Source organism: Marvinbryantia formatexigens DSM 14469 (assembly GCF_025148285.1).
GTDB classification, from domain to species: Bacteria; Bacillota; Clostridia; order Lachnospirales; family Lachnospiraceae; genus Marvinbryantia; species Marvinbryantia formatexigens.
Map to the genome: position 1 here is coordinate 3,029,354 of NZ_CP102268.1, position 12,946 is coordinate 3,042,299.

Sequence of the window (12,946 nt, forward strand, 5' to 3'; positions counted from 1 at the left end):
TTGAGCTTATTGAATAAAAAGGTTCACTAGAAAATATTATGTGTTTTCTAGTGAGCCTTTTTATTGTTTGCCATTATATGAATTCATAGATTAATCCCCATTCAATCAGTTTTTTTGCTGTCTGAGCAGTCATATAAGGCAGAACATCGGAGAGCTGTTTTCTGGTAAAACTATTTTGCCGGATATATTGTTTCAGAATAGCAGTAGTTTCCGATACCGGAAGTTCTGCGTATTTTTCTGAAGCAGATATGGCATCTGAAAACTGCAGGAGCAGTACATTTTTTTCTGTAATCATTGTGGAAGGACGTTTGAGCCGGAGATTTTGTCCTCCGATGGTAACGGTGCGTCCTTTGGTAGACTCCTTATTGGTGACGATTTCAATGGCTGCAGGCATCTGTGTCGTAAGCCGGAGCTGGTTGGCAAGGTATGCACCGGAAAAATACCCGAAGGTCTCAGAGCCATTTTGGATGTATTTCCGGCTCACTACTTTTAGCGGATCCAGGTAAGATTTTTTTAATAACCTGGATTGTTTGGGGAGATAATAAATTCCGGTATCGAAACGGATCAGATCGCCGGACTTTACCATGCGTTTAAAATACTGGCGCAGGGCATTGTCGTTTAGATTGTCCAGTTTGATTTCGCTGATAAAGATAGGCTCATTGCAGCCATAGGTTTCTTCTAAATATTCTTTCAGCATATCTGCATCCACTCCTTTCACCTCCATAATACTATATTTATACTGATGAAGTCAATAAATATGTCAAATATATTATGGAAGGAAAGTAAGTGGATTATTCAGCTTTAAATCGTATATGCTTTCTCTGGCTTTATGATCTCCTCAAATCCTAAAAAACCGTTGGAAATGGAAGCATCATCAGAGGGAGAAGGACGGAAGTAAATCTGATAGGTGTGTCCCTGCAGAAGCTTTACGTTCTTATCAACAGTAAAAACATGCTCAGAGCCTTCAAAATCTAACAGACGGATCTGCTGTGTCTTCCTGATGAAAGAAGGCTCCCTGCTGACACAGGTTCCGCTTATCGTCTGATAACGTTTCTGACAAATGGTACGGTGAAGCAGGATAAAGCGGACGATACAGCAGATGCCAATGGCAAGGCTCATGATGAAAAAAAGCAGGTCATTTGCATGGAAGGCAAATACGCTTCCGAAAACAATGCAGAACAAGCCGATTGCCGCCTGGGCAACCAGCTTGGAAAATAATGGTTTGGGCATAGTTCTCCTTTCAAAAAGACTGGAATAAAATTTGTTTGTTCAGGTACAGGTTGCCGACTGCCTGCAGGATGGGATATTGGGTGTGGCAGAGCTGCGCCTGGTCGGCTAATGTCTCGTAAGATTCTTCGGAACCCTCATAGAGCTGGCTCATTACATCTTCATTCTTTTGGGGAAGTCTGCCCCGGTCAACGCAGGTAACCAGCTCTGCCGTGGTAAGCGACACCTTTTTCGCCAGCTCCAGGACCATATTTTCGATTGGTGTATTCCGGGCCTTTTTCAGATATCTGCCGCATTCCCGGCAGGTAATTTTTCCTTTTGCAAGCAGCCGGATACAGGTAAAAAGCCGGACGCGGAAACTGTTGCGGACCGGAATGATGTGAAGCTTTCCGAGAAGCCCGTAAAGGGAATCTACGCCGGATACGCCGCAGCCTTTTGCTACCAGACCCCGCAGGATGAGCCGGTTTAAGTAGTGGGAAAAACCCATGCCTTCAGACATACTCTTGCCTTGGAGCCTTGCCTGGTAAACGGATTCCAGCTCGTGGATCTGCAGGATCTGAAAAGCAAGACAGCTCCACAGAAGCAGCTCGTGTTCGCTAAGCCTGTGTTCCCGGTGGCCATTGATGACAGTGGGGACAGAATTTCCAGTTCCGTTGTTTACAAATCTTAATGAACCGATTGCGGTATAAAGTGTCAGCATATATGCCCCTCCTTTTGTACTATGCTAAAAGCGCATAAAGTTCCTGATCCTGCCGCAGCAGTTTTTTTGCTTTGCTCTGCCATGCCCTTACCCGGTTAGGCGGAACCTGGTACAGCCTGCCAAGCTCAGCGCTGGTATAGCCGCTTTGCTGCAGACGGAGGGAAACGATCCCTTTTTGGATCATTCCCCTGCTTCTGTTTTCAAGCTGGGAGAGATAAGCAGCAGATTCTTTTTGCAGTATCTGGGATTCCGGCGAGTATTCTTCTTTGTCCGGGAATGGAAGCTCAGAAGCATCTCCATTTTCATCAGCCTGTATAGCATCCAGGGAGCAGAACAGATTTTTCTGCCTGGCGCAGTCCCGCCAGTAGTCGTAGATAGCATTGCGGATAGCTGTCCGTGCATAAGGTGCAAATGGCCGTTCCCAGTCATAACCGGAGGCTGCCTGGCACAGTGCCAGATAACCGATCTGTGTAAGCTCCTCGTATTCCTGAACAGGAAGATGGCTGTAAGAAAACGTCAGGGAACGGACTATTTTGGGAACCAGTTCCAGATGCTCCACGATCAGCCGGTTGGCAGCGGTAATCGCTTTTTCCATTGTGTAATTCCTCCTTTCAGACTGCCAGAGGAAGCGGTACATGGTTATTTTTCAGAACCCTGGCCGCTTCCAGAATAAGCTGGTCGCACATATATTCACTGAAATTTCCGATGTGCGCGTCTTTGAGCTTCAGGCAGAACTTGTCCGCCATCCAGCGGTAGGCATCTGGTTTGGATAAAATACCATTCATCCAGATCTGGTCGAAGATTTTGTGCGTGCGGATGCGTTTCCTTCGCAAGCTCTTATCTGCCAGGGTCCCTTTAGGCAGGGTAGTTCCGGGATGGACGCCAACATAGGAATCACAAACGGGGAACCGGCTGCAGACATAGAGCTGGCCGCCGTTAGACTTATCGTGATAGACGAAGGAGGCATCATGGAGGAATGCGGGGCTGCCGCAGTAAGGGCAGCGGATTTTCTTGGCTTTCATAAAAATTCACCTCGCTTTACGCTTTGTATACGTCGAATAGATTGAAAATCAGTAAAGTTTACGTTTTGTATACGTATATTGTAAGTAAATGCGTGATGAATTCCCAGAGGGCTGGGGCGGAAACAGGTGCCTTTTGGGGACATCCTGCCACAATCTGGCACGTTTATGCCGGAGCGGAATAGAAGATGGCCCGGATAAGAGGGAAAAGCCCGCTCTCTATAAAGCGTGGATAATTGACTGTGGTAAAAATAAATTTTGCGCAGAAATATCTGAGCAGGAACAAAATGACCAGAACCATGCAGATCCGGTAAAGGGTATGCGCTCTTCTTGTTCTCCGGTGCAGGGAAGAAATCCTGCAGTATAAAAGAAAGAGCATGGGAAGAAAGACCAGCGAAGTAAAAGCGTGGTCGATGGTATGGATGATCGTAGTCAGGTTTTGCATAGCAGGACCTCCTTTTTTATTCCTGTACGCAGAAGACGGCAGAAAAGCAACCTACCAGTCATAGCACTCATCTTCCTGGATTTTTAACAGTTCCATGCAGGGGCAGCCGCGGGCAGGGATCCGGTCAGTTTTTAAATAGCTTCCGTACATAGATAAGAAAACAACCAGATCCATACGGCAGAGGCATTCTTCCGGTTCCGGGGAACGGGAAAAAAGTGTATCCGCATCCGAGAGCGGAAGGATCAACGGGACCGCCCGCTCGTCCGGATGGAATAAAAATCCAGGTTTTGTGCAGGTTCCGGGAGCTTTGCATAAGGGACAGTCCACATAGATGCATTCATGCCAGTTCCCATCGCAGGTATCCAGAAAGCGGCGGATATGTTTGGCGTCGGTATTGATTCGTTTTGTTTCCATAATTCATCACCTTAAAATAACAGGCAGCCGGAAAGGGGCTGCCTGCAGAAATATTAGGAATGGGTTACTTCTTTTTGCTGTGCTGTTTCAGCTTGGGGATACCGGCTGCAGCGGCAATTACCAGCGCAGCAGCCGCTATGCCGAGATAGAGGAGGATCGGGGTGTCGTCTCCGGTCCTTACCGGCGTGGATACATCCGGGGTGTCTTTCTCTGGAACTTCCAGGGAAACGGTCTGACCTTTATCCTTGAGGTCCTCATGGCTGGTAATCTCTACCTCTGTTTTGTCCGTTGTGATAAAAAGCTTCTCAAATACAACAATATCGCCGGAGGTAAGGGCGGAAGCATCAAATCGGAAGGTTACCTCCACGCTACCCTCTGTCTTTTCCGGCTGGAAGACTGCTTCAGATGTAACTGCCTTGCCACCTGCTTCAACTGGTTTTCCGGTCTTTTTATCCATCAGGGTTCCAATGATTTTATATTCCATGCCGGGAGTCAGATTTTTGTAGGAAACGGTATCAACGATGCAGGCGTCTTTTTCTGCGAGGAGCTTCTGGTCTCCGTCTTTTTGGTCTTTGGCACTGGTTCCGATTTCCGGGAAATAAATACTCTGGTCGCCAGAATCAATTTCCGCATGGACAGCGATTTCCTTATCCTGATAGGAAACGGATTCAAAGACTACCAGTGTTTTGCCTTTCAACGCACTGGCATCGATGGTAAAGGTAAGTTCTACAGAGCCTTCCGGTTTTTCCGGCGTGAAAACCAGTTCAGAAGTAACTGGTTTGCCGTCAATTTTCAGTGCTTTTTTGGTTTCCTTGTCCATCAGCGTTCCGGTAAGCTTGTATTCCCTGCCGGGAATCAGATGGTAGGTGACGGTATCCTTGATCGTCAGTTCTTTTTTGGTAATTCCGGTCTGGCTGTTTGTATCCGGGCATTCTGCTTTTGTCCCGATCTCAGGGAAAAGAATCTGCTGCTCGGTATCTTCAAGATCCATGTGTACAGCAACCTCTTTGCCGTCCTGGGAGACAGATTCAAATACCACAATGGTTTTCCCTTTCAGTCCGGAAGCGTCAAATTCAAATATCACATCGACGGTGCCGCTGCTTTCCTCTGGCGTAAAGGCAGCCTGCGCAGTTACGACTTTCCCATTTATTAAAAGCTCTTTTCCGGTTTCTTTATCCATAAGGGTTCCCGAAGCGGCATATTCCAGTCCCGGAATCAATCCTTTATAGGAAATGGTATCCTGAATTTTTACCTTTTTATCTGCGGCAGCGAAATGCTCCGATGTCTGGGAATCCTTTGCCTGTGTGTGGATTTCCGGGAAATAAATGCTCTGGTCTTCAGAATCGATCTCTGCGTGTACGGCAATCTCTTTTTCCTCATAGGATACTGATTCAAATGCAACGATGGTTTTGCCTTTTAAAGCACTGGCATCAAAGGTAAAGGAAAGCTCTACAGAGCCTTCCGGTTCTTCCGGGGTGAAGACAAGTTCGGATGTAACCGTCTTGCCGTCCGAAAGGAGAGGCTCCCCTGTTTCTTTGTCCATCAGCGTGCCGGAAACCTTATATTCTTTTACTGGGAGCAGATGGTAAGATACGGTATCTGTAATGGTAAGGGACTCTTTTGCCTCAGCCATCTGGGAACCGGTGTCCGGGCAGGATGCTTTTGTCCCAATCTCCGGGAAGAAGATTTGCTGGTCGGTATCTTCTATATCCGCGTGTATGGCAATCTCCTTATCATCCTGGGTAAGGGATTCAAATACAACGGTAGTTCTTCCTTCTAATGAGGAAGCGTCAAAGGTAAACGTAACATCCACAGTACCGCTGTGTGATTCCGGGGTAAAAATGGTTTCGGCGGTTACTGGTTTGCCATCAACCAGGATTGGTTCTCCGGTTTCTCTGTCCATAAGGCGCCCATTTACGGTATATTCCAGCTCCGGGATCAGGCCTTTGTAAGTGACGGTATCAACCAGCGTCACTTTTTCAGAGGCTTTTGCTATGTGTTCCCCGGTCTCAGAATCTTTTGCCTGGGTTCCGATTTCCGGGAAGGCTACCTGCTGGTCCGTATCTGTTAAATCGGCATGGACTGCCAGCTTCAGGTTTTCCTGGTATAGCTCTTCAAATACAACAGTAGTTTTTCCGGCAAGCCCGGATGCGTCGAAAGTGAAGCTGATTTCTGTTTTCCCTTCCGGCTTTTTCGCGGTAAAGGTTTTTTCAGAAGTGACGGCTTTGCCGTCGATCAGCAGCGGCTCCCCGGTTTCTGCATCCATGAGGGTGCCGATCAGCTTGTATTCCTGGCCTTTCTTTAACCCGGAATACTCCACGGTATCTACAATGGTGATCTTTTCTTTCGGCTGGCTCATATGGGAGCCTGTGGATTTATCCAGGGCAGTGGTACCGATTTCTACAAAGTCATCGGTAAGGGTTCCAAGATCCACAAGGAAAGAGTCTTTGTATACCGTGATATTAAATTTCAGAAGGCTCATGCCTTCGTTTGCAGTGCAGCGCTGCTCCTCGATGGTATAGGTATCGTACAGCAGTGCGCCTTTGGAATCGTCCGGCGCACTGGTTCCAAACCAGATGCCGTCTTCGCTGGTTTTACCCTGGTTGGTGTTATGGGTATGCTTATTCCAGGAAGAAGCAGTGCTGGCATAGCCATTCTGGTCGGTTACAATGGTATGGCTTTCACCGGTGGTAACGGAGGTAATGGAAAATGGTACGCCAGCCAGGCGGTTTAAGTCCCCGTCAGAAACTTTGACAAGCTCCAGGTCACCTCGGATGACCTGATTATAAATGGAGTTCTTTTCTCCTGTCAGATCCACGATTTTGCCGTTTTCCGTAATGTCAAATTCTACTGCCTTTGCACCATCCGACAGGTAGCCTTCGGGGGCTTTTACTTCATCTAAGCGGTAATGTCCGTAGGGAAGGGCATTTTGGGCGGTTTCGGCGGTTCCGCTGGGATTCGTTTTCAGCGTCATGACCACCTGCCCGTTCTCATAGGTTTTCCCATCTACAACGACTGGGTTTGTACAGAGGGTGGTAATGGTAAATTCTGTGTTTTCCAGGGTGGCATTTCCCTGGGCTTTGGCTTCTTGTGTTTCCAGATCCCGCTTCTGGATCTTGACGCCGCCACGGATTACTTCATCATAGATGGAGGATTCTTCATCTGTCAGATCCACGATTTTGCCGTTTTCGGTGATGTCGAAAATGACTTCTGCTTCCTTGTTGTCCAGGTATCCCTGGGGAGCAGAAACCTCTGTAAGCTTATAGCGCCCATAAGGAAGCGCGTCTGCTGCAGTCGCTGCGACACCGGATGCGTTCGTGCGGATTGTCATTATCGTCTGGTTTTGGTCGTAAGAGGTTCCATTTACCACAACCGGAGACTCGTTCAGGGAAATGATGGAAAACTCTGCATTTTCCAGGGTGGCATTTCCCTGTGGGGAGGCAAGCTTTGTCTGGGCATCCCGCTTCTGGATTTTGACACCGCCCCGGATGACCGGATCGTAAATTGATTTGGCTTCACTTGTCAGATCTACGATCTTGCCGTCTTCTGTAATGTCAAATTCTACAGAAGCATTACTATCAAGATAGCCTTTAGGCGCTTTTGTTTCTGTGATCCGGTAATGGCCGTAGGGCAGCACATTGGCTTCGGTAGCCGCAAGACCTGAAACGTCCGTTGTGAGTTTCAGGACAACAGAATCTTTGGCGTAGGAAGTACCGTTTACTACGACAGGGTTTTCATTTAAGGTAGTAATGGAAAATTCCGTTCCTTCCAGGGAAGCCATGCCCTGTGGGCTGCTCTGTCTGGTATCAGCATCCCGTTTCTGGATTTTAATACCGCCATGAATTACGCGGTCAGAAGCGGAAGCATTATTTGCTCCGCTGAATACAGCGTTATTTTCCTGCTCTGTGATCTGTGTGACATATAATCCGGTGATTTTTTCTGACTTTCCGGATTCCTGCAGGTAAGCGCCTTCTAAAAGATATCCGGAGGGGGCCTGCTTTTCTGTCACGGTAAGCGTGCCGAGGGGAAGGACAATTTTTCCTCCCTGGGTGTAAAAAGCATCCCCGGATACTTTATAGGCATCGGAGAGGGAAGTAATATAATGCGTAGTTCCGTCACTTCCTTTTTCTGCCCTGGTCTGGGTAATCCAGGTGCGGTCAGGGGATTGGGGAAGGTTATCTTTCGTATAGTATCCATCATAATAACGCCATTCGAACTGTGCGCCTGCAAGGGAAGCATTGCCCTGGGGTGTATTTCCAGTTTCGGTATCCAATTTTTCGATGGAAAGATTTACTTCCGCAGTTTTAGGCGTATCCGTTACGTTTAGGACAGTTGTTTCACCGGCTGTGATTTTGACGGTATGTACAGTGTCATCCAAGGTAAAGCCTTTGGGTGCTTTTGTCTCTTTTACATAGTAAGTGCCTTCTGCCAGTTCAAGCTCATCGGAATTACCATTTTTATCAGTTTTGAAAGTTCCAGCTTTCTTGGTGCAGCTTTTGTCGGAGTAAACCGTATAGGTGGCTCCGGAAAGGGAATAGCAGTCATTCCCATTTGTAATGGAGGTATTAGCACTTTCTTTCTTCAGCTTTCCTGTTCCTGGATTTAATTCTGCAAAGAACTGTCCCAGGTTCTGGCCGCTGCCGATATACACATAGCCGTAGCAGGTATATTTGCCCTTGTTTTCTTTGGCGAATGCCAGAGAATTTTCAAATACCTCATCCTGTACTGCTTTGGAAACTTCGTCATAGGATGGGCGGGTCTGCCCGTATCCCCAGTCAAGGTATGCACTGAGCCTGCGCCATACAGTACATTGCTCCAGAAGATAACGCTGCTGTTTGGTAAGGGAATGTTCCCTGCTGTATTGCTTGACGTATTCCAGGCACAAGGCGATGTTGTCAATCTGGTTCTGCGTCAGCTCTGTTGTCGCATCCTTTTTTGTTTTGTATCCTGGTTCAAACAGGACTCCGAGCTGGATACAGTAGGCGGTTTCGCCGTCTGCATTCATGATGCTTTCTGAAAAGCTGGAATCCTCTGTGCCGTCATCCCTGGCTTTAATAACCGTGCCGGCTTTTTCAGGAGCATTGGTATAGACCTGCTCGGCGGCATAGACCGGGATACTGCCCAGCAGGGTAGTAACGGTCAGAATGAGGGATAAAAGCCCTGCCATAAGGGATTTTCTTTTTTCCATAATATTGTATCCTTTCTTTGGGTGGCTAACCGGTCTTTTGTTTCTGGCGTTCTATAATTTCCAGAAGCTCTTGCCGGTCAGTGGTAATCAGCTCTTTTTCCAGTGTGGAAGCCTTAAATTCCACAGTAATATTGTTATTATTGGTGGAGATCAGCCCGTTCCCCCTCTGGAAATGGGTGATGTTCATAACCTCCGTTTCGGAAAGATGGAGGATATTTTTGACTCTCTGCGCCTCTTCATCCTCCATATTGAGGATGATTTTGGTCTTGCAGTTGTTGATGATGCCTTTGCCATATTTTCCGTCGTCCAGCGCGAAAAAGTCATTGAGATCCTGGGTGGCAAAGATCCCTGCGCCGGAATATGCCCGGATGATCTTGGCAATCTCAAGGACAAATTCCGCAGCCAGACGGTTGCTGGAGGCGCCGATGAGCTGCCATACCTCATCCACAAAAATTGCCTTTTCCGCGGTCCGGTTTTCCTTTGCCTTATCCCAGACATAATCCAGCGCCACGAACATGCCGACGGTCAGAAGGTCTGAGGAGCCGGTCAGTTCGGAGATATCCAGTACCGTATACTTGTTGGTCAGATCCACGTTGGTCTGCTGGTTAAAAGAAGAGGCAGAACCGTGGACCAGACGATTCAAGATATTGGCAAGGCGCCTGGTATCCGGATTCTGGATCAGGATATCGTAGACGTCTTCGAGGATCGGCATTTTTTTGTAATGACTTGGATCCGCTGGATCGAGGAGGGACTCATTTTTATGGGTGATCCCTTTTAGCGCATACGTTTTGATCAGTGCTTCGTCCAAAAGCTGTTTTTCCTCATGGTTCATATCCGGAATCAAGAGGGAGAAGAAAATATGCAGCTTTTGTATCTTGGCAGCAAGTGCGGAGGCATCCATAGTCGGTCCATCGAGAAGTTCATTGACGGAGTTATCCACTTTGCGGATGTCCATGATATTGATGCAGCTGCGGCTGGCAGGGGAGATCTGGATAAATTCCCCGCCCACATTCTTGCAGGCCCGGTAGAATTCATGCCCTTTTAAGGGGGCGATAATAAATACCTGGATTCCCTTCCGCCGCATCCGCAGCGCCATTGTCTGCATGGTAAAGGTTTTTCCTGCGCCGGAGCATCCCAGGATGCAGATGTTGGAGTTTTTGTACTGCCGGGAATCAAAAATATCTGCAATTACCAGGGAATTGTTGTGCTTATTGACACCAAACAGAATCCCGTTGTCATCGCAGATACTGTAGCTGGTAAACGGATAGCAGCTTGCGGCTCCGGTAGTCAGCACATTCCGCTTGGACAGCTCAAAGAGTTTTTTGTCCAGGTTCGCCAGCGGCAGGGTGGATAAGAATCCCTGTTCCTGCAGGAAATAGCAGGAACGCAGGTCCATATCCTGGGAGATCAGAAGTTTTTTCATCTCCTGGATGCGCCATTGGAGTTCTTCCGCGTTGGAGGCGGTAATCGTAATAAGAAGGTTCATATAATAGAAATCCTCATTATTGGCAAGCCCGGCTTTTAGGAAGTAACCGGAACGGATGGCAGATTCCAGGTCGTCAAAATCCGCATTTGTGTCGGAAGCGTCCTTGATTTTTGAACGGTTGATCCGGATCTGCTGTCCTAACCGCTGCTGGATTTTATCCTTTGGCTGTTTGTGCAGGTAAAAGTCAATGTCGATACCTTCCCCGGCATTGATCAGCAGGGAAAGCCAGCCAGGTGCTACCTTGCTTTTATAGCCGTCGGAAGGGACGATCAGGTAGGCGTGGTAAACCCCGTTTATCCTGACATAGCTGCTGTGCTTAAAGTCAACAGATTCCGGGGAGATAAACTCATTGATCCGGATATGATCCATCTCGTTCTGCCGTCCCTCTGTCATGTAACGGGACAGGACATCGGTAATACGGCTTTGAAGCGGCTTGTCCGCACACAAGGAGCGGTTCAGCAGGGTGTAGAGGACATCTGCGGTAAATTCATCTTCATTGTCGTGGCTTACGACCTCATTACCACACTGGTAGAGGAAGGTTTTGGCAGTCTGTGCCGCGGTTTCCAGCGCCGCCAGGATCTCTTTTTCCTCCACTTTTCGGTTGATGTTAAACGGTTCGTATTCAAAAATTAGGAAGAACCGCCGGGAAACCGCTTCTTTGGAACTCAGCTTTTTTACAAACTGGATATAATCCTTCTGAAGCTCCCGGCAGCGGGGATCCGTTTCGCGGGAAAGCTCCAGGGCAGCTTGCTCCAGGTGTTTGTTGATGTCAGCTTTTTTGGAAATCATTTTGATCTGCAGTTTTACCGGGCTGATCTTCAGGTAGGCGATAAAACTGTAGATGATCCCCTGTTGCTCCAGTGTACTCCGAAGCAGGAAATTGATGGGTTCAATCTCCAGAATTTTTATATAACGGTGGTCGGTGGTATAGATGATTCCGTTTGCGATTTTGTCAATGGGGAAGTAATCCTCAAGCGTCATGTCCCTGCGGCGTTTCTTTTTCACCGGAGTATCTGCAGCGGCATCCATCTGCCTTTGCTGGCTGGCAGCATTCCTTTTTGCTGCTTTTTCGGCGCGCTTCGCCTCTTTCCTTTCCATTTTTTCAGTACGCGCCGCATCCCTGGCAGCCAGCTCTTTACTGCGAGCGGCTTCCCTTTGCTCCTCCTTTCTGAGCCGTTCCCGCTGTTTTTTTTCCCGCTTGGCTGTTTTTAGGGATTCCGCCTGGGCTCTTTGCGCCTGTTTTTTTTCATAGGTAAGGATACGGATGTCCTCCCTGGCCTGTTTTCTGATCCCACGCTTGGTGGAGGTATCATAGATCCGGCGTTCTTTTTTTTTACGCGGCGGTTCTTTTGATACAGGGGCATCCCCGGTACCAGTGGTCGTACCGGGGGTAGAAACTTCTTTTTGGGAATCGGTTTTTTGGGAACGCTTTTTCTTCTGCGTTTTTGGCTCCTTGCTGCGTGGCTTGGGAACCCGCTTTTTCTTCGGGAGTTCCGGACGGGTATCCAGGCGGTAGAGGATGCGCCGGTTTTTGACATAACGCAGGGCGTTCATTAAAAATGCGGTTAGGCTTTCACCGCCGATTCCGATCAGTGCCACCATAGCGGCAGGGAGCGCTGTCATGCAAAGGAGGATGATCCGGACAGTTACGGAGAGTGGCAGATGGATGACCGGGAGCGCAATCGCTATAGCCAGTACAGCCCCTTCAATGGCATTCCGGATCTTGAACATACCGCCCATGAAGGTACCACGCTCAATAAAATTGCGGGGAATCAGGGCTGTCTGCTGTTCTTCCGTATGGCTCATTCAGATTCCCCCTCTGTCGTGGGAACTGGCGCCTGCGTTTCAGCGGCTTCCGTGTTTCCTTCCGTTGTATCAGAAGGGGCTTCTGTAACAGTAGGTGTTTCTGCTTCGGTGTTCTGGGTGTCGGCAAATCCGCCTTCCTGCATATTTTCGATGTCGTCTGTGGAAACGTCCGGAAGGGTTTCATCTGTCTGGCGTTCGTATTTCCGGGTATCCTCCCGCACCTGCAGTTTTTCTGTCCCGAATAAAAAGGTTCCGGTGGGTAAGCTGTAGGTAACCGGAAGGGTGCTGCCATCAGAGAGGGCAAATTCCAGGAGCGTGTCGGTGGAAGAGGGATAGCTGGTCTTGTCTTCCAGGAATTTTACGGAGGAGATTCCGGAAAGCTCTTTTTTCTCAAGATACTCTGGGATCTGCTCCTTGAAATCTGTAATCTGGCTTTCGGAGAAGAAAGCGGTCAGTTTATCAAATTCCAGGAAGGTAAGTTCGGTATCCGTGAAATTTTCCGTTTCTTCTGACACGGTTTCGGAAATGTTTTCCGTTTCTTTTGGGGCTTTCTGGCGGTTTTTGTTCATCCGCCATACAGTGGGGATTACGATGCCCGCAGCGATGAGGGCTGCCATCAATACAATCGCGATTATCAGTTTTTTTCTGCTCATAAGATGTT

At 48.2% G+C, this 12,946-nt stretch carries 10 protein-coding genes; all 10 read right to left on the reverse strand.

What is annotated here, in order from left to right; all coding sequences use genetic code 11:
- Positions 1 to 73: 73 nt before the first annotated feature.
- On the reverse strand, positions 74 to 709 hold the full coding sequence (locus NQ534_RS14225) for a DUF6088 family protein (protein WP_242655400.1): 636 nt from the start codon (positions 707 to 709) through the stop codon (positions 74 to 76).
- Positions 710 to 801: 92 nt separating this feature from the next.
- The gene (locus tag NQ534_RS14230) at positions 802 to 1,230 is read right to left on the reverse strand and encodes a hypothetical protein (protein WP_006863733.1); all 429 of its coding nucleotides are present in this window, start codon (positions 1,228 to 1,230) and stop codon (positions 802 to 804) included.
- 10 nt (positions 1,231 to 1,240) lie between these two features.
- Positions 1,241 to 1,927, reverse strand: a complete 687-nt coding sequence (locus NQ534_RS14235) for a hypothetical protein (protein ID WP_006863734.1) — start codon at positions 1,925 to 1,927, stop codon at positions 1,241 to 1,243.
- A 19-nt stretch (positions 1,928 to 1,946) separates the two neighbouring features.
- Positions 1,947 to 2,522: a sigma-70 family RNA polymerase sigma factor gene (locus NQ534_RS14240; RefSeq protein ID WP_006863735.1), complete on the reverse strand. Its 576-nt coding sequence runs from the start codon at positions 2,520 to 2,522 to the stop codon at positions 1,947 to 1,949.
- A gap of 16 nt (positions 2,523 to 2,538) precedes the next feature.
- The gene (locus tag NQ534_RS14245; RefSeq protein WP_006863736.1) at positions 2,539 to 2,949 is read right to left on the reverse strand and encodes a zinc-finger-containing protein; all 411 of its coding nucleotides are present in this window, start codon (positions 2,947 to 2,949) and stop codon (positions 2,539 to 2,541) included.
- 163 nt (positions 2,950 to 3,112) lie between these two features.
- Positions 3,113 to 3,391: a hypothetical protein gene (locus NQ534_RS14250; RefSeq protein WP_006863737.1), complete on the reverse strand. Its 279-nt coding sequence runs from the start codon at positions 3,389 to 3,391 to the stop codon at positions 3,113 to 3,115.
- Between the two features lie 51 nt (positions 3,392 to 3,442).
- Positions 3,443 to 3,805 carry a hypothetical protein gene (locus NQ534_RS14255; RefSeq protein WP_006863738.1) on the reverse strand — a complete coding sequence of 121 codons (363 nt, stop codon included), beginning with the start codon at positions 3,803 to 3,805 and terminating at the stop codon, positions 3,443 to 3,445.
- A 64-nt stretch (positions 3,806 to 3,869) separates the two neighbouring features.
- Positions 3,870 to 8,993: a VaFE repeat-containing surface-anchored protein gene (locus NQ534_RS14260; protein ID WP_006863739.1), complete on the reverse strand. Its 5,124-nt coding sequence runs from the start codon at positions 8,991 to 8,993 to the stop codon at positions 3,870 to 3,872.
- 25 nt (positions 8,994 to 9,018) lie between these two features.
- Entirely contained in the window at positions 9,019 to 12,285 is a 3,267-nt protein-coding gene (locus tag NQ534_RS14265) for a TraG/VirB4 family ATPase (protein ID WP_074680165.1), read from the reverse strand.
- On the reverse strand, positions 12,282 to 12,938 hold the full coding sequence (locus NQ534_RS14270; protein ID WP_006863742.1) for a DUF5038 domain-containing protein: 657 nt from the start codon (positions 12,936 to 12,938) through the stop codon (positions 12,282 to 12,284). Before NQ534_RS14270 ends, NQ534_RS14265 begins: the two co-directional genes overlap by 4 nt.
- Positions 12,939 to 12,946: the final 8 nt, after the last annotated feature.